General features: G+C 66.1%; 15 protein-coding genes and 1 pseudogene. 10 read left to right on the top strand and 6 right to left on the bottom strand.

Features of this window, described 5'->3' with window-relative positions:
- Nucleotides 1-3 precede the first annotated feature (3 nt).
- From GSQ87_RS08435 to GSQ87_RS08425, 3 genes are all read right to left on the bottom strand, one after another.
- The gene (locus tag GSQ87_RS08435) at nucleotides 4-1,314 is read right to left on the bottom strand and encodes a TCR/Tet family MFS transporter (protein ID WP_158915052.1); all 1,311 of its coding nucleotides are present in this window, start codon (nucleotides 1,312-1,314) and stop codon (nucleotides 4-6) included.
- Between the two features lie 126 nt (nucleotides 1,315-1,440).
- Entirely contained in the window at nucleotides 1,441-2,097 is a 657-nt protein-coding gene (locus GSQ87_RS08430) for a uracil-DNA glycosylase (protein ID WP_254062827.1), read from the bottom strand.
- Between the two features lie 4 nt (nucleotides 2,098-2,101).
- Nucleotides 2,102-2,722: an NYN domain-containing protein gene (locus tag GSQ87_RS08425; RefSeq protein ID WP_158915050.1), complete on the bottom strand. Its 621-nt coding sequence runs from the start codon at nucleotides 2,720-2,722 to the stop codon at nucleotides 2,102-2,104.
- Between the two features lie 6 nt (nucleotides 2,723-2,728).
- Between GSQ87_RS08425 and folK the strand changes: the two genes are divergently transcribed.
- The 3 genes from folK (at nucleotide 2,729) to GSQ87_RS08410 (ending at nucleotide 6,025) form a co-directional block, all read left to right on the top strand.
- Nucleotides 2,729-3,268 (top strand): 2-amino-4-hydroxy-6-hydroxymethyldihydropteridine diphosphokinase, encoded by a 540-nt coding sequence (gene folK / locus GSQ87_RS08420; protein WP_158915049.1) that lies wholly within the window; start codon nucleotides 2,729-2,731, stop codon nucleotides 3,266-3,268.
- A gap of 70 nt (nucleotides 3,269-3,338) precedes the next feature.
- Complete coding sequence (rpoZ, locus tag GSQ87_RS08415) at nucleotides 3,339-3,698, top strand: DNA-directed RNA polymerase subunit omega (RefSeq protein ID WP_158915048.1); 360 nt, start codon at nucleotides 3,339-3,341, stop codon at nucleotides 3,696-3,698.
- Between the two features lie 248 nt (nucleotides 3,699-3,946).
- Nucleotides 3,947-6,025: a RelA/SpoT family protein gene (locus GSQ87_RS08410; RefSeq protein ID WP_254063122.1), complete on the top strand. Its 2,079-nt coding sequence runs from the start codon at nucleotides 3,947-3,949 to the stop codon at nucleotides 6,023-6,025.
- Nucleotides 6,026-6,048: 23 nt separating this feature from the next.
- On the opposite strand, the gene GSQ87_RS08405 is transcribed toward GSQ87_RS08410, so the two are convergent.
- Nucleotides 6,049-6,852, bottom strand: a complete 804-nt coding sequence (locus tag GSQ87_RS08405; protein ID WP_158915047.1) for a hypothetical protein — start codon at nucleotides 6,850-6,852, stop codon at nucleotides 6,049-6,051.
- A gap of 197 nt (nucleotides 6,853-7,049) precedes the next feature.
- Here GSQ87_RS08405 and GSQ87_RS08400 point away from each other — a divergent pair, with 197 nt between their 5' ends.
- The 5 genes from GSQ87_RS08400 (at nucleotide 7,050) to tuf (ending at nucleotide 13,635) form a co-directional block, all read left to right on the top strand.
- Nucleotides 7,050-8,996, top strand: a complete 1,947-nt coding sequence (locus GSQ87_RS08400; protein WP_216839136.1) for a S9 family peptidase — start codon at nucleotides 7,050-7,052, stop codon at nucleotides 8,994-8,996.
- A gap of 345 nt (nucleotides 8,997-9,341) precedes the next feature.
- Entirely contained in the window at nucleotides 9,342-9,713 is a 372-nt protein-coding gene (gene rpsL, locus GSQ87_RS08395) for a 30S ribosomal protein S12 (RefSeq protein ID WP_158915045.1), read from the top strand.
- A 13-nt stretch (nucleotides 9,714-9,726) separates the two neighbouring features.
- A complete protein-coding gene (gene rpsG / locus GSQ87_RS08390; protein WP_158915044.1) occupies nucleotides 9,727-10,200 on the top strand; it encodes a 30S ribosomal protein S7 in 474 nt (157 codons plus the stop codon).
- A gap of 109 nt (nucleotides 10,201-10,309) precedes the next feature.
- Nucleotides 10,310-12,388: an elongation factor G gene (fusA, locus tag GSQ87_RS08385; protein WP_158915043.1), complete on the top strand. Its 2,079-nt coding sequence runs from the start codon at nucleotides 10,310-10,312 to the stop codon at nucleotides 12,386-12,388.
- Nucleotides 12,389-12,444: 56 nt separating this feature from the next.
- Complete coding sequence (gene tuf / locus GSQ87_RS08380; protein WP_158915042.1) at nucleotides 12,445-13,635, top strand: elongation factor Tu; 1,191 nt, start codon at nucleotides 12,445-12,447, stop codon at nucleotides 13,633-13,635.
- A 262-nt stretch (nucleotides 13,636-13,897) separates the two neighbouring features.
- Here the strand turns inward: tuf and xth are convergent, their stop codons facing one another.
- Together xth and GSQ87_RS08370 are read right to left on the bottom strand one after the other, a co-directional pair.
- Complete coding sequence (gene xth / locus GSQ87_RS08375) at nucleotides 13,898-14,677, bottom strand: exodeoxyribonuclease III (protein ID WP_158915041.1); 780 nt, start codon at nucleotides 14,675-14,677, stop codon at nucleotides 13,898-13,900.
- Nucleotides 14,678-14,717: 40 nt separating this feature from the next.
- Nucleotides 14,718-15,050 carry an iron-sulfur cluster assembly accessory protein gene (locus GSQ87_RS08370; protein ID WP_158915040.1) on the bottom strand — a complete coding sequence of 111 codons (333 nt, stop codon included), beginning with the start codon at nucleotides 15,048-15,050 and terminating at the stop codon, nucleotides 14,718-14,720.
- A 119-nt stretch (nucleotides 15,051-15,169) separates the two neighbouring features.
- Here GSQ87_RS08370 and GSQ87_RS08365 point away from each other — a divergent pair, with 119 nt between their 5' ends.
- Complete coding sequence (locus GSQ87_RS08365) at nucleotides 15,170-16,360, top strand: deoxyguanosinetriphosphate triphosphohydrolase (RefSeq protein WP_254062826.1); 1,191 nt, start codon at nucleotides 15,170-15,172, stop codon at nucleotides 16,358-16,360.
- A 145-nt stretch (nucleotides 16,361-16,505) separates the two neighbouring features.
- Nucleotides 16,506-16,710 (top strand): annotated as a pseudogene (locus GSQ87_RS08360) (SPOR domain-containing protein); the annotation flags it as partial.

Genomic DNA, 16,710 nt, shown 5'->3' with positions numbered 1-16,710 from the left:
AGCCTATTCCGCCTCGTCTTCCGGTTCCCGCTCGCCACGGGTGACATGCCAGGCCCAGACCGCGCTTCCGGCCAGGATCGCCGCCGCCAGCAGGAAGGGCGCGCCGGCCTCGGTGATGCTGTGTCCCGGCGTGACGAAATAGGCGAAGGTCAGGGTGAAGATCGACGGGCCGATCAGTTCGGAAATCCCCGTCAGGCTGGAATTGGCGCCCTGCAGCTGGCCCTGCTCGGCGGCCTCGACATGGCGGGTCATGATGGTTTGGTTGGCGACGCCCGATATGCCCCATAGCGCGATCACCGGTATGCCGGCCCAGAACACCCATTGGTTGGGCGCGATGCCCGCGATCAGCATCCCGCAAGCGCCGAACATCAGTCCGACCACCAAGGTCCATCGATTGCCAATGGCCTGCACGATCCGTCCGAGGGCGAACACTTGGACCAGGATCAGGGCGATCCCGGTCACCGCCAGGGTCAGGCCGACGCGCCCTGTCCTCCAGCCGTAGCGGTGCAGCGCGTAAAGCACCAGCGTCGAGGGTATGCCCACCTGGGCCAGGTTGCTGAGGAAGGCTACCGAGGCCAGGCCGGTCAGCTCGGGGTGGCGGCGCAGCAGGATCAGCGCCCCGATCGGATTGGCCCGCTTCCAGCTGAAGCCGCTGCGCAAATGGCGGGGCAGCGATTCCGGCAGCACCCAGAAGCCGTAGGCGGCGTTGGCGAGGCTGAGGCAGGCCGCCAGCACGAAGGGGACGCGAGCCCCGTATTCGCCCAGCATCCCGCCGAGCGCCGGGCCGAGCACGAAGCCGGCCCCGAAGGCGGCGGCGATCACCCCAAAGGCGGCGGCGCGCTTATCGGGCTCAGTGGTGTCGGCGATATAGGCGCTGGCGGTGCCGAAGCTGGCCCCGGTGATGCCCGAGATCACCCGCCCGACGAACAGCCACTGCAAGGTCGGCGCCCAGGCCATCAGCGCATAGTTCAGGCCCAGACCGATGTTGGAGGCCAGGATCAGGGGCCGTCGCCCGAACCGGTCGGACAGCGAGCCGATCACCGGCGAAAAGAAGAACTGCATCAGGGCGAACACGGTGTTGAACAGGCCGTAGATCACCGCCGCCATCGACACCGTCTGGCCGGGCAGGCGGCTGAGCAGGTCCGCGTGGTGGAGCAGCTTGGCGCTGAGGTGCGATCCGGCCAGCAGTTCGGTCACCAGGCTCGGCAGCACCGGCGTCACCATGCCAAGCGCCATGATGTCGAGCAGCACGGTGATGAAGATGAAGGTGAGGGCGGCCCGTCCCTTGGGCGGCGTTCGCGCGGGATCGCTCATCGTGAATTCACGCACCGCGAATTCACGCGTCGTAGGGAATGTCTGGTCGGCAGGCGGGGCATGGCGGTACGGGAAACTGGCCTCGTCTTGGGACGGTGAAAATTATCCGCCAAGGTTACCGAAGTCCTAAGCGGCATGTTCGCCCAGGTGCGCGCGCACCTTTCGAAACACGTCGTGGAACATCGCAGGGGTCAGCCGCCCGGTGTTCGTGTTGAGCCGCGAGCAGTGATAGCTGGAGAGCAGCACGTAGGGGCCGACCTCGAAGCGCGCGCCGTGACCCGCTGTACCCGCTGGAAGTTTCTGGCCCAAGGCTTTGAAAACGTTGCGCCGCGCCACATCGCCGAGTGCGACGATCACCTGCAGCTTGGGGAGCTGATCGAGCCGCGCGGTCAGGAATGGCCGGCATGTGGCCTCTTCCAGCGGCAGGGGCTTGTTGCCGGGTGGCGCGCAGCGCACCGCATTGGTCACCATGCAGTCCACCAGTTCGAATCCGTCGTCGGGACGCGCGTCATAGGTTCCGCGCGCGAACCCGAACTTGGTCAGCGTCTGGTAGAGCAACACCCCCGCGTAGTCCCCGGTGAACGGTCGGCCGGTGCGGTTGGCGCCCTGGCGTCCCGGCGCCAGTCCCACGATCGCGAGGCGCGCCGCCGGATCGCCGAACGAGGGGGCCGGGCCGTTGAACCAGTCGGGATGGTCGGTGCGGTTTTCCCCGCGATAGGCGACGAGCCGAGGGCAGAGCGGACAATCGCGCGGCGGTTCGGCATTGGGTGGGGGGCCGGGCATCGGCTCAGTCCTCGTCGTCCCCATAGGCGCCCGTCCGCTCCGGTCGCGTGCGTTCGCCCGCGCCTTCCTGCAGGAAGCGTGGGACCGCCGAGGTGCGCGGCCGACCGATCAAGTTGGCCAGGTCGGCAAGCTCAACGAACGAATCGGCCTGTCGCCGCAGTTCGTCCGAGGCCATCGGCGGCTGCGATTTGACGGTGGACACCACTGTCACGCGCACGCCCCGACGCTGCACCGATTCCACGACCCGACGGAAATCGCCATCGCCCGAGAACAGCACCACATGATCGAGGTGCGCCGCACTCTCCATCACGTCCACCGCGATCTCGATATCCATGTTGCCCTTGGCGCGCACGATCCCGGTGCTCTGCTCGGTGTAGCGTTTGACCGGCTTGGTCACGACCGTGAAGCCGTTGTAGTCCAACCAATCCACCAGCGGGCGGATCGGGGAGTAATCCTGATCCTCGACCAGCGCGGTGTAATAATAGGCCCGGAGCAGGACGCCGCGCTTGCGAAATTCTTCGAGCAGTTTTTTATAATCTATGTCGAAATTCAACGACTTGGTCGCGGAGTATAAATTTGCGCCATCAATGAAAAGCGCGATCCGATCGGTGGGGTAGAACGTCATCTAAGAATGAATCTTTCAAAACCGGAGGAATATTTGAATTTGGATAATTACGATTTGGCCGTGATCATAGCGCTGGGTAGCAATCTGTCCGTATTGCCTAGCGCTCCGAGCGACATCCTGTGCGCCGCATTGGATCAATTTCAAAAATCTGGTCTTAGCGTGGTCCGGCGTTCGTCGTTCTGGGGTTCGGCCGCATGGCCCGACCCCGCGGAACCTGACTACATCAACGCCGTTGCGCTTGTCGAGACGACCCTGGAGCCGGAAGCGGTGCTTGAGACCCTCCACGCACTGGAGGCGCGCTTCGAACGGGTCCGCGGCCGGCCAAACGCGCCGCGCACCTTGGATCTCGATCTGATCGCCTATGGCCGGCAGGTGAGGGCGCAGTCGCTCATCCTCCCGCACCCCCGCGCGGCGGAGCGATTGTTCGTGATGGGCCCGCTCGCCGAGATCGCGCCGGGTTGGACGCACCCCCTGAATGGACGCACCGCCGCAGTGCTCGCAGCCAGTGCGAGCGTCGGGTGCGACGCAAGACCTTTGCCGGACTGAGGGTCGATGCATTGCAAATGCGGGCGCTTCCGCTTATCTGGCCTATTACTCCGAAGTTGAAGGACGAATCATGGCCCGCGTTACGGTCGAGGACTGCGTCGAAAGAGTTCCGAACCGCTTCAGCCTCGTTCTGTTGGCCTCGCATCGCGCTCGCGCGTTGTCCACCGGCACCGAGCTGACGGTCGATCGGGACAATGACAAGAACCCCGTCGTCGCCCTGCGCGAGATCGCCGAGGACGCTGTCGACGCCACTCTGCTGCGCGAGAACCTGATCTCCACCCTGCAGCGGGTGGACGAGCGCACTGAAGCTGAGGAAGAGGCCGAGACCCTGGCCCTGCTCGCCGATCCCCAGCACATGCACATGAGCGAGCAGGAGCTCGTCCGTGCGCTGCAGAGCGACCGGGACGGCGGCCAGGAGGATCGCTACTGACCCCCGAGGGGATCAGTCTAGCCCATCCCGAGGCGGTTCGGGACCCTCTCCCGTCCGCCTCCCAAACTTCTTCGTCCGACGTTCAGCCTGCGCCTCAATCCGGCGATGTTCGGGTAGAGGCGCCTACGCCGGATGCGCCTGCGCGCCCGCGGCTTAAATATCTCCGCCAGTACGAGCTGATCGAGCGGGTCAAGAGCTACGATCCCACAGCCGACGAGGCGGTGCTTAACCGGGCTTACGTCTACGCGATGCGGATGCACGGGTCCCAGCTCCGGGCCTCCGGCGACCCCTATTTCGCTCACCCGATCGAGGTGGCGGGCATCCTGACCGAATACCGGATGGACACCGCCGCCATCGTCTCGGCCCTGCTGCACGACGTCATCGAAGACACCGTGGCCACCCGCGCCGACATCGCCGAGAAGTTCGGCGAGGAGGTGGCCGGCCTGGTCGAGGGCGTCACCAAACTCTCCCGCCTCGAACTGCAGTCCGAACACGCGCGCCAGGCCGAGAACCTGCGCAAGTTCATCATGGCTATCTCGCGCGACGTGCGGGTGCTGGTGGTGAAGCTGGCCGACCGGCTGCACAACATGCGCACCCTCCACTTCATCAAGAAGCCGGAGAAGCGTGAGCGCATCGCCCGCGAGACCTTGGACATCTATGCGCCGCTGGCCCGCTCCATCGGCATGCACCGCATCTGCGCGGAGCTGGAGGAACTGTCCTTCCAGTATCTGAACCCCACCGCCCGTGACGCCATCCTGCGCCGGCTGGAGGTGTTGCGGGTGCAGCAGGGGCCGGCGGTGGCGGTGGTTTCGGGCGAGATCACCTCTCGGCTCGAGGCCGTCGGCGTCAACGCGCGCGTCCACGGTCGTCAGAAGCAGGCCTATTCGATCTGGCGCAAGCTGCAGCGCAAGTCGGTCGCCTTCTCCCAGCTGTCCGACATCTACGCCTTCCGGGTGATCGTGCCGGAGGAGGACGACTGCTACCGGGCGCTCGGCGTGATCCATCGCGCCTGGCCGATGGTCCCGGAGCGGTTCAAGGACTACATCTCCACCCCCAAGCGCAACAACTACCGCTCGCTGCACACCACCATCGTCGGGCCGCGCGGCATGCGTATCGAGCTGCAGATCCGCACCGAGGCGATGGACCGGGTGGCGGAGGAGGGGGTGGCGGCCCACTGGCGCTACAAGGGCAAATCGTACGGCTTCGACGCCCAGGCGGCCGGCGCCGACGGCGGCCGCGATCCCCTGATCAACCTGCGCCATCTGGTCCAACTGATGGAGCACGGCGGCGACGCCGAGGAGATGGTCGAGCACGCCAAGCTCGAGATGTATCTGGACCAGGTGTTCGTGTTCACCCCCAAGGGCCAGCTGATCAGCCTGCCCAACGGCGCAATGCCGCTGGACTTCGCCTACGCCGTCCACACCGATGTGGGCGACACCACGGTCGGGGTGAAGATCAACGGGGAGCTTCGGCCCCTGCGCACCGTCTTGCAGAACGGCGATGTGGTGGAGGTGATCCGCGGACCCAAGCCCACCGCACCGCCCGACTGGCGTTCGCTGACCGTCACCGGCCGCGCCCGTTCGGCCATCCGCCGCCATATCCGCCTGAGCGAGCGCGAGGAGTTCGTGCGCCTAGGCCGCACCGCTATCGACCAGGTCTTCGCGCGTGCGGGCCGAGATCGGGCCGGGGTGTCGTTGCGTCCGGCGCTGGATCGTTTCGCCTTCGCCAACGAGGAGGAGCTGTTCGCCCAGACGGGCCGGGGCGAGATATCCCCCGTCCAGGTTCTTGAGACGGTGTTCCCAGGCCTCAAGGAAAGCGAACGGGCTGCAGCCGTCGCCCGCGTCCGCATCGAGGACGGCCACGTCGGACGGCTTTACATCCAGGGCGGTGGTCTGACGCCCGGCGTGTCGCTGCACTTCGCCAACTGCTGCAGCCCACTGCCGGGAGATCGCATCGTCGGCATTCTGCAGCCGCACGGCGGCGGCTTGGCGGTGCATACGATCGATTGCCCGCGCCTGGCCGAGTACGAGGACCAGGACGACGTCTGGCGCGACCTGCATTGGACGCCGGAGGCCGAGCGCGACACCGTCTCGCGGGCGCGGCTGTCGGCCACGGTGCGCAATGCGCCGGGCGTGCTGGGGACGGTCTGCACCCTGATCGGCGAGGCGGGCGGCAATATCGCCAACCTGCGTATGCATCACCGGCAGTCGGACTTCTTCGACGTGGATTTCGACATCGACGTCACCGGCGCCAAGCACCTGACCCACATCGCCGCCGCCCTGCGTGCCTGTCCGGCGGTGGAGACGGTGGAGCGGGTGAAGGGTTAGGGCGACCGGAAGCCTCTAGCGGCTTAGGGTCTGGGAATTCCCGACTCTTCCGTCCCCGCGCCCTGCGGCGCGATCACGCCGCAATTGCCGTACTTGCACCCGAAGCCGATCCCGTGACCGGCCTGGCCCGTCCAGCTTGCGCCGCCGGGGCTGGTGTCTACCGGCGTGCGGGGATCGTGCATCTGCTGATAGGCCTGCTGCACCGCGTCGTAATAGGCCCGCTTGCCCGAGGGGAGCGCATCGACCTTCAGGTTGGCGACGGCGCGTGCGTCGCGACCGACGCGACGGTCGCAGGCGGCGCGCTCCAAGGTGTTGAGGTGAAGATACTCCTCGTGGGAGCAGCCGACCGTGGCGCGCAGGAAGTCGCGCACGCCGTCTCGCGCCTCATCGCCCGGTAGCGGGCCCGCGCCGCCATGACCACCGCCGGCGCCGCCCCCACCGACGCCCGCATTCGAACCGGCGCGCGTCCCCGCCGCCGGGATCGAGGCCATGGCGGGAGCCGGCTGCGTTTGAAGCGTGGGCGGAACGGGACGGGGAATTGTGCGGGCGACGGGGCGAGGCGGCGCCGGGATCGCGTGGGTCGGAGCCGAAAGGACGGCCCTAGGCCTCAGGGCCACCGTCGAATCGCGATGTGAAGCTTCGTGCGCCGGAGATTGAGCATGCTGGGGCGCGGTCAGGGGGACCGGCGAGGGCGCGATGGGTTCTTCGATGGGCGCAAGCGACAGCTGGATATCGGGCTGAGGCCCATAGGACGGCGTGCGCAGCACCGCCGGCGACATCCGCGCCAGAAAGGCGAACAGCGCGACGTGCAGGACGGTCGACACCACGATGGCGATCGATGTCCTGCGGCTGCGATTTCGCCGAGCGTCGCGGATAGAGCCTCTCCTTCTTCATGCCCGTCGCGCGATTCACGCCGTCTTGCAGCGTAACCTTCGAATCGGACGCTTGATCCGCGCCGCCGGGACGGCTTCAGTAGCCTCCTCATGTAGGGGGTCAAATTTTGAAATCGACCGGATTCGCGGCCTTGGCCGTTGTCCTCGCCGTCGCAGGGCCAGCCAGCGCCGCGCCGCCACAGGCGACAGAGGGTGTACACGCCTATGGCGCCGTCGCCCTTTCCCCCTCGGGCGACAAGGTGGCCTATGTCGATACGATCGAGCCGTTCGCCGATGTTCGCGAGCAGCCGCACGGCCACATCGTGGTGCGCGCGGTCAAGGGCGGCGCCCTGATCGCCACCTACGATCCATGTCCGACCTGCCGCTACACCGGTCTGGCCTGGTCCCCGGATGGCGGCGGCCTGGCCTTCGTCGCCAGCGATTCGAAAATCCATAGCGCCGCCTTGGATGTGCTGGTCGGCGGTAAGGTCGCCACCCTGGCGCAGATCGACGGCGTGGCCCAGACGCCCCGCTGGTCGCCGGACGGCTCCACCTTGGCGCTGCTGGCCATCGCCGGCGCCCATAAGCAGACCGGCGCGGTGGAGGCCGGCGCGGCGCGGGTCGGCGAGATCGATGCGGTCGAGACCGAGGACGAACAACGCATCGCCGTCCTCCCCGTCAAGGGCGGTTCGCTACGCTACGTCTCCCCGGCCGACACCTTCATTTACGAATACGACTGGACGCCGGACGGCCGTGGTTTCGTCGCCACCGCCGCCAAGGGCAACGGCGACAACAACTGGTGGGTGGCCAAGCTGGAGGCGGTCGACCTGGCTACCGGCTCCACGCGGGTCGTCGCCGCGCCAAAGATGCAGATGAACGCGCCCAAGGTGTCGCCGGACGGGCGCACGGTCGCCTTCATCGGCGGCCTGATGAGCGATTTCGGCTCGGTCGGCGGAGACGTCTACACCGTACCGCTGGCGGGCGGCGCGCCCACCGACGTGACGCCAGGCTATGCGGGGACGTTCACCTCGCTGATCCAGCGGCGCGACGGGCTCTACGCCACCGCGTTGGTCGGGGACCACATGGCGTTGGCGCGTCTGGACCCGGCCGCCCATGGCGTGGCCCTGCTGCGCTCCAGCCCTACTACCTTGAGCGCCGGCGACGGCCGTGTCGCCCTTTCGGCGGATGGACGGATCGCGGCGGCTTCGGAGCAGGATTTCGAACATGCCGCCCAGATCGTCGGCGGTGCGGTCGCGGCGCTCGAGCCGATCACCCACGACAACGACGCCCTCATGCCCCAGGTGAAGGCGCAAAGCGTGCATTGGCGCAGCGACGGGGCGGACGTGCAGGGCTGGTTGCTCGGCCCCACCACGCCGTCCGAGCCCGGCAAGCTCCATCCCATGATCGTGCTGGTGCATGGCGGTCCAAGCGCCGCGACCACGCCGGACTACATCCCGGCCCACACTAGCGGCGCCACCCGCGGCCCGATTCCCGATCTGATCGCGCGCGGCTACTACATCTTCCAGCCCAATCCGCGCGGCAGCTACGGCCAGGGCGAGGCCTTCACCCGCGCCAACGTGCGCGACTTCGGCGGCGGCGACCTGCGCGACGTGCTGGCGGGGGTGGACGCGGTGGAGAAGATGGCCCCGGTGGACGACAAGCGGCTCGGCGTGTTCGGCCACAGCTACGGCGGCTTCATGACCATGTGGACCGTGACCCACTCCCACCGCTTCCATGCGGCGGTGGCGGGCGCCGGGCTCGCCAACTGGATCAGCTATTACGGCGAGAACGGCATCGACCAGTGGATGATCCCGTTCTTCGGCGCGTCCGCCTACGACGACCCCGCGATCTACGAGAAGCTGTCGCCGATCTCCTCGATCAGGAACGCGACGACCCCGACCTTGATCTATGTCGGCGAGCGCGACGTGGAATGCCCCGCGCCGCAGAGCTTCGAGTTCTGGCATGGCCTGAAGGCGGTCGGCGTCCCGACCTCGCTGGTGGTCTATGCGGGGCAGGGGCACGCCATCCACGATCCGGCGGACCTGAAGGATCTGCGCCAGCGGGAAATCTCCTGGTTCGACAAGTATCTGCAGCCCTGACGGGTGGATGACCAACAGCTGTCGTCCCGGATCTCCGCTTTGGCCGGGATGACAGCGCGTTGTTGACGGGGACGGCGACAGAAGGTACAGACGCGCCTCTGTTTCGAGGCTGTGCGGCTCACGCTGTGCGGCTCGGGGACATAGCTGGGCCTGAGCGCCCGCCGGAACGCCCACAGCGCGCGTCCCGGCCTATCGCGTTTTCGATAGGGCTTCGTTTCCGGCGGGCTTGGAATCGGACCCAACCGGGCGTGGCCTCATCATCTGGAGGGCGCGACCAAGAAGAGGCGCGAGGGCGTCCGGCCGAAAGGTACAGCCCTCCATCACAGACGAGAACGATAAGAGCGTATGCCTACAGTCAACCAGCTCATCCGCAAGCCGCGCACCGCGCGCGTCAAGCGCAACACCGTCCCCGCGCTGAAGGGCTCGCCTCAGCGTCGCGGCGTCTGCACCCGCGTCTACACCACCACCCCGAAGAAGCCGAACTCGGCGCTTCGTAAGGTCGCCAAGGTGCGCCTGACCTCGGGCATCGAGGCGGTTTGCTACATTCCGGGCGAAGGCCACAACCTGCAGGAGCACTCCGTGGTGCTGATCCGCGGGGGCCGCGTGAAGGACCTTCCGGGCGTGCGTTACCACATCCTGCGCGGGGTGCTCGACACCCAGGGCGTGAAGAACCGCAAGCAGCGCCGCTCGCTCTACGGCGCCAAGCGTCCGAAGTAAGGAACACTGAGAAATGTCCCGTCGTCGCCGCGCAGATAAGCGCGAAGTTCTCCCTGATCCCAAGTTCGGCGATCTGGTCGTCACCAAGTTCATGAACTACGTCATGTACGAAGGTAAGAAGGCCGTGGCCGAAAACATCGTCTACGGTGCGTTCGACCTGATCAGCACCCGCCGTCGCGATATCGACAACCTGACGGTGTTCCACACCGCGCTGGACAACGTGGCTCCGGCCGTGGAAGTCCGCTCCCGCCGGGTCGGCGGCGCCACCTACCAGGTGCCCGTGGAAGTGCGTCCCGAGCGTCGTCGCGCCCTGGCCATCCGCTGGCTGGTCAACGCCGCGCGCAATCGTGGCGAGAACACCATGACCGAAAAGCTGGCCGCCGAGCTGTTGGACGCGTCCAACAACCGGGGTTCCGCGGTGAAGAAGCGCGAAGACACCCACAAGATGGCCGAGGCCAACCGGGCTTTCTCGCATTACCGCTGGTAATTCCTATATACCGGCATGACGTCGCGGGTGGTTTGCGCTAAACCGCCCGCGACGCATCCTTGACCAAATCCCAAGTCGCTTAAGCCGTCCGACCGAAGAGCCGTTTCCCATGCCCCGCATCCACGCTATCGAGGACTACCGCAACTTCGGGATCATGGCCCACATCGACGCGGGCAAGACCACGACGACAGAGCGGATCCTGTACTACACCGGCAAGAGCCATAAGATTGGCGAAGTCCATGACGGCGCCGCCACCATGGACTGGATGGAACAGGAGCAGGAGCGGGGGATCACCATCACCTCCGCCGCCACCACCGCGTTCTGGAACGGCAAGCGCCTCAACATCATCGACACCCCCGGCCACGTGGACTTCACCATCGAGGTGGAACGTTCGCTGCGCGTCCTCGACGGCGCGGTGGCCGTGCTCGACGGCAACCAGGGCGTGGAGCCCCAGACTGAAACCGTCTGGCGCCAGGCCGACCGCTACGACGTCCCGCGCATCGTGTTCGTCAACAAGATGGACAAGATCGGCGCCGATTTCCAAAAGTGCGTCGAATCCATCCGCGAGCGCCTGGGCGTGAAGGCGATTCCGATCCAGCTGCCGATCGGTTCCGAAACCACCCTGAAGGGCCTCATCGACCTCGTCCGCATGAAGGCGGTCGTTTGGGAGAACGACGGCCTGGGCGCCAACTACCACGACGAGGAAATCCCCGCCGACATGGTCGAAGAGGCCAAGGCGGCTCGCCATTATATGGTCGAGAACGCCGTCGAACTCGACGACGAGGCGATGGAAGCCTATCTCAACGGCGATCAGCCTTCCGAGGAAGTGCTGAAGAAGTGCCTGCGCAAGGCGGTCCTGGCCGGCACCTTCTTCCCGATCCTGTGCGGCTCGGCGTTCAAGAACAAGGGCGTGCAGCCCCTGCTCGACGCGGTCGTCGACTATCTGCCCTCGCCGGTGGATATCCCCCCGACCAAGGGCATCGACTACAAGACCGAAGAGGAAGTCGTGCGCCGGGCGTCCGATGACGAGCCCCTATCGGTTCTGGCCTTCAAGATCATGGACGATCCCTTCGTGGGCTCGCTGACCTTCTGCCGTATCTACTCGGGCAAGCTCGAGACCGGCATGGGCCTGCTCAATTCCACCCGCGACAAGCGCGAGCGCGTCGGCCGCATGCTGCTGATGCACTCCAACAATCGCGAGGACATCAAGGAAGCCTTCGCCGGCGACATCGTCGCCCTGGCCGGCCTGAAGGACACCCGCACCGGGGACACCCTGTGCGATCCGAGCAAGAGCCCGGTCATCCTGGAGAAGATGAACTTCCCGGCGCCGGTGATCGAGCAGTCGATCGAGCCGAAGTCGAAGGCCGACCAGGAAAAGCTGGGCGTGGCGCTCGGCAAGATGGTCGCCGAGGACCCTTCCTTCACCGTCTATACCGACCCGGAGTCGGGCCAGACGATCATGAAGGGCATGGGCGAGCTGCACTTGGACATCAAGGTCGACATCCTGCGCCGGACCTACAAGGTGGACGCCAACATCGGCGCGCCCCAGGTGGCCTATCGCGAAAGCCTCGGCCGCAAGGCGGACATCGACTACACCCACAAGAAGCAGACCGGCGGCACCGGCCAATTCGCCCGCGTGAAGATCATCTTCGAGCCGGGCGAGGAAGGTTCGGGCTTCGTGTTCGAATCCACCGTGGTCGGCGGGTCGGTTCCCAAGGAATTCGTTCCTGGCGTTCAGAAGGGGCTCGACTCCTCCAAGGACAACGGTCTGCTCGCCGGCTTCCCGGTGATCGACTTCAAGGCGACCCTGTATGACGGCGCCTACCACGACGTCGACTCCAGCGTGCTGGCGTTCGAGATCGCGGCCCGCGCGGCCTTCCGCGAATTGCGCGAGAAGGCTTCGCCCAAGCTGCTCGAACCCATCATGAAGGTGGAAGTCCTCACGCCCGACGAGTACATGGGCGACGTGATCGGCGACCTGAACTCCCGTCGTGGGCAGATTCAGGGCACCGAGACCCGAGGCAACGCACAGGTGGTGACGGCTTTTGTTCCGCTCGCCAACATGTTCGGCTATATCAGCTCACTTCGTTCGTTCTCCCAAGGACGGGCGCAGTATTCGATGCAATACGATCACTACGAGCCGGTGCCGCAAGCGGTGGCCGACGAAGTGATCAAGAAGTACGCCTAATATCCCGAAGACCTTTTACGCCCCGACGATAGGTCTTTGGGGCTGGAGCTAGAGAAATGGCCAAGGAAAAATTCAACCGCAATAAGCCGCACTGCAACATCGGCACCATCGGTCACGTTGACCACGGCAAGACGACTTTGACTGCCGCGATCACCATGACCCTTGCCAAGTCCGGCGGAGCTACGGCGAAGCGCTACGACGAAATCGACGCGGCGCCGGAAGAAAAGGCCCGCGGCATCACCATCAATACGGCTCACGTCGAATACGAGACCGCGAACCGGCACTACGCTCACGTGGATTGCCCCGGTCACGCCGACTACGTGAAGAACATGATCACCGGCGCGGCCCAGATGGACGGCGCTATCCTGGTCTGTTCGGCCGCCGATGGCCCCATGCCCCAGACCCGCGAGCACATCCTGCTCGCCCGTCAGGTCGGCGTGCCGGCCCTGGTGGTGTTCCTGAACAAGGTCGACATGGTCGATGACGAGGAGCTGCTCGAGCTCGTCGAAATGGAACTGCGCGAGCTGCTGTCGTCCTACGATTTCCCCGGTGACGATATCCCGATCACCAAGGGTTCCGCCCTGGCTGCGGTCGAAAACCGCAACCCGGAAATCGGCGAGAACGCCGTCATTGCGCTGATGAAGACCGTCGACGAATACATCCCGCAGCCGGAACGTCCGGTCGACCTGCCCTTCCTGATGCCGGTGGAAGACGTGTTCTCCATCTCGGGCCGTGGCACCGTGGTGACCGGCCGTATCGAGCGCGGCATCGTCAAGGTTGGCGAAGAAGTCGAGATCGTGGGCATCCGTCCTGTGCAGAAAACCACCTGCACCGGCGTCGAGATGTTCCGCAAGCTGCTCGACCAGGGCCAAGCCGGCGACAACGTCGGCATCCTGCTGCGCGGCACCAAGCGTGAAGACGTCGAGCGCGGCCAAGTGCTGTGCAAGCCGGGCTCCATCACGCCGCACACCAAGTTCATGGCCGAAGCCTATATCCTCACCAAGGAAGAAGGCGGTCGCCATACGCCGTTCTTCACCAACTACCGTCCCCAGTTCTACTTCCGCACCACGGACGTGACCGGGATCGTGAAGTTGAAGGAGGGCGTGGAAATGATCATGCCCGGCGACAACGCCGAGCTTGAAGTCGAACTGATCACCCCGATCGCCATGGAAGAGAAGCTGCGCTTCGCTATCCGTGAAGGTGGCCGTACCGTCGGCGCCGGCGTCGTGGCCAAGATTCTCCAATAGGGGTTTGGGCGGGGCGGCTTCGGCCGCTTCGCTCACCTGCTCGAATTGAAGACGCCGCCGTTGGAGCAATCCAGCGGCGGCGTTTTTGTTGAAGAGGTCCCTAGGATTCGCCATGAGGTCGCTCAGCGGCTCTGCGTCCTTCGAGACGCCGCTGTGGGGCTCCTCAGGATGACGGGCCTTGGGGGGGATTGCAGAAACCTTCGTCATGCCGAGGAGCGGCGTGTGCCGCGTCTCGAAGCACGCAGGCGCCGGGGCGCGTCTATTAGTCCGCCAGCGTCGCCATCACGGGCGTATGGTCCGACGGCCGTTCCCAGCCGCGGACGTGGCGTTGGACCTCGCTGGCCTCCAGCCGGTCGGCGGCCTGGGGCGAGAGCAGCAGGTGGTCGATGCGAATGCCCCGGTCGTTCTCGAAGGCGTCGCGGAAATAGTCCCAGTAGGTGTAGGCGTGCGGCTCCGCGCCCACCGCCAAGTGCGCGTCGGTGTAGCCGAGGTTGACGATCGCCCGGTGCGCGGCGCGGCTCTCGGGCTGGAACAGGGCGTCGTCGACCCAGTTCGAGGGCTTGTCGCAGTCGAGCGGGGTGGGGATGACGTTGAAGTCGCCGGCCAGAACCACGGCCTCCTCCAGCGCCAGCAGACCGGCGGCGTGGGCGCGCAGGCGCTCCATCCAGGCCAGCTTGTAGTTGAACTTCTCGGTACCGATCGGATTGCCGTTGGGCAGATAGATGGAGGCGATGCGGATCGGGGAGGGCGCTTCGACGATCGCCTCCAGATAGCGGGAATGGGTGTCCTCGTCCCCGTCGGGCAGGCCGCGCCGGACTTCCTCCATCGGATATTTCGAGAGCAGGGCCACGCCGTTGTAGCTCTTCTGGCCGTGCACCAGGATGTTGTAGCCGAGCGCCTCGACCGGTTCGGAAGGGAACTTCTCGTCGACGCACTTCAGCTCCTGAAGGCAGACGACGTCCGGCTGGCTCTCTTCCAGCCAGCGAAGCAGCAGCTCCAGGCGGGCGTTGACCGAGTTCACGTTCCAGGTGGCGATGCGCATGACTTCAGTTAGCGCGAGCCGGCGAGGGCGGAAATCGAAATCAGATCGAGAAGCTGACGCCGCAACCGCAGCTCGACTTGGCGTTCGGATTGCGCACGCGGAACTCGGCGGCGGCCAACTCCTGCACGAAGTCGATCTCCGATCCGGCCAGGAAGGGGACCGAGACGTCGTCCACCAGGGCCGAGGCGCCGTCGCGCTCCACGCGCAGGTCGTCGCTTTCGCCGCTCTCCACCAGGTCGAACAGGTACTGGAAGCCCGAACAGCCGCCGCCCTCGACCGCCACGCGCAGCATCAGCGGCTTGCCCTCGGCCGCCCCGATCTCCTGGATGCGGCGGGCGGCGGCGAGGGAGAGGGTGATGGGAGCGGCGGCCATGGCTGTTTGCGGACTCAAAGATTGGGCGGGGTCGTGCAAGCCGATATATGAGCGCACAAGGGCCCCGGCGAAAGACCGTGGCCGTATTGTCTTTCACGCCGTCCCTCCAGGAGAGCTGTTTGCCCCCCGCCGGTACCTACACGCCCCCCGCGCCGGCCAGCTACGCCGCCGATCCCCGGGCCTCGCACGGCCGCCGATATCCCGAGGGCGAAAGCGCTACCCGCACGCCGTTCGCGCGCGACCGGGACCGGGTGATCCACTGCTCGGCCTTCCGCCGGCTGAAGGAAAAGACCCAGGTGTTCGTCGCCCACGAGGGCGACCACTACCGCACCCGCCTCACCCATAGCCTGGAGGTCGCCCAGATCGCCCGCTCCATCGCCCACGCCCTGGGGCTGGACGACGACCTGGCCGAGGGCGTGGCGCTGGCTCACGATCTCGGCCATCCGCCCTTCGCCCATGCCGGCGAGGACCAGTTGCGCGATTGCATGAAGGCTTACGGCGGTTTCGACCACAACGTGCAGACCTTCCGCGTCGTCACCCGCTTGGAGCGCCGCTATCCTGACTTCGAGGGGCTGAACCTGTGCTGGGAGATGCTGGAGGGCGTGGTCAAGCACAATGGCCCGATCACCGGCCACCTGGGCGAGCCGGCCTATCGCGCCATCGTGCAGTTCGACCGCGAGTTTCCGCTCGGTCTGTCCACCTACGCCTCGGCCGAGGCGCAGGTAGCGGCGCTGGCCGACGACATCGCCTATAACAACCACGACGTGGACGACGGGCTGCAGGCGGGACTGTTCGGCATCGACGACCTGCTGGAGATCCCGCTGATCGGGCCGAGCATCCGTTCGGTCCAGACCGACTATCCCGATATCGAGCTGCGGATGCTGCGCCTGGAGTCGGTGCGGCGGATGATCGGGGTCATGGTGGGCGACGTGATCGCCGAGACCCGCGCCCGCGCCAAGGCCGCCGGGGTCGCCACCGCCGACGACGTTCGCGCCATGAAAGCCCCGCTGGTGGGCTTCTCCGCAGACATGCTGGAGGACCTCAACCGACTGCGCGCCTTCCTCTATGAGCGGATGTATCGCCACTATCGGGTCAATCGCACCCGCAGCGCGGCGCGGCGCATGCTGCGCAACCTGTTCGGCCTCTACATGGAGGAGCCCGACGTCATGCCCGCCGCCTGGTACGAGCGGGCCAGGGTCGACGACCAAAGCAGGCGCGCGCGGGTGGTGTGCGACTATATCGCGGGCATGACGGATCGGTTCGCCATCGAGGAACACCGACGTTTATTCAATCTCGAGAGCTGGCATTAACGCGAGCTTAACCATCCGGGGCTCGGATCGGATTACAGTCGATCCCGCGTGACCGCCGCTCGGCGGAACGACGGGGAAGAGGTAGATTTGTGCGAGTCTTGCGATTCGGTCCCCGCCGTGTCGTTCGCCTTCCGGAGTAAACGTCATGGCCGACTACGACCGCGGCGCCTATACGCCCCAGACCGACACGCCGCTGGCGTTCGACCCCCGCCGGCCCAGCGAGCGCCGCCCCATGCCCATGGCCCTGATCGGCAGCGCCGTGGTGCTGGTGGTGCTGCTGGCGGGCGTGGCCATGGTCTATCGCAGCGGGGTGCGCCATGCCGGGGAAGCGCCGCGTCCGGTGGGCGAGC

Source organism: Caulobacter sp. S45 (genome assembly GCF_009765965.1).
In the GTDB taxonomy this organism is placed as follows: domain Bacteria; phylum Pseudomonadota; class Alphaproteobacteria; order Caulobacterales; family Caulobacteraceae; genus CAHJWH01.
This window is presented reverse-complemented; position numbering and strand designations above follow the sequence as displayed.

Coding starts and splice junctions, on each gene's coding strand:
- GSQ87_RS08435 (WP_158915052.1), bottom strand. CDS start 1,314: ATGAGCGATCCCGCGCGAACGCCGCCCAAGGGACGGGCCGCCCTCACC.
- GSQ87_RS08430 (WP_254062827.1), bottom strand. CDS start 2,097: ATGCCCGGCCCCCCACCCAATGCCGAACCGCCGCGCGATTGTCCGCTC.
- GSQ87_RS08425 (WP_158915050.1), bottom strand. CDS start 2,722: ATGACGTTCTACCCCACCGATCGGATCGCGCTTTTCATTGATGGCGCA.
- folK (WP_158915049.1), top strand. CDS start 2,729: ATGAATCTTTCAAAACCGGAGGAATATTTGAATTTGGATAATTACGAT.
- rpoZ (WP_158915048.1), top strand. CDS start 3,339: ATGGCCCGCGTTACGGTCGAGGACTGCGTCGAAAGAGTTCCGAACCGC.
- GSQ87_RS08410 (WP_254063122.1), top strand. CDS start 3,947: ATGCGGATGCACGGGTCCCAGCTCCGGGCCTCCGGCGACCCCTATTTC.
- rpsL (WP_158915045.1), top strand. CDS start 9,342: ATGCCTACAGTCAACCAGCTCATCCGCAAGCCGCGCACCGCGCGCGTC.
- rpsG (WP_158915044.1), top strand. CDS start 9,727: ATGTCCCGTCGTCGCCGCGCAGATAAGCGCGAAGTTCTCCCTGATCCC.
- fusA (WP_158915043.1), top strand. CDS start 10,310: ATGCCCCGCATCCACGCTATCGAGGACTACCGCAACTTCGGGATCATG.
- tuf (WP_158915042.1), top strand. CDS start 12,445: ATGGCCAAGGAAAAATTCAACCGCAATAAGCCGCACTGCAACATCGGC.
- xth (WP_158915041.1), bottom strand. CDS start 14,677: ATGCGCATCGCCACCTGGAACGTGAACTCGGTCAACGCCCGCCTGGAG.
- GSQ87_RS08370 (WP_158915040.1), bottom strand. CDS start 15,050: ATGGCCGCCGCTCCCATCACCCTCTCCCTCGCCGCCGCCCGCCGCATC.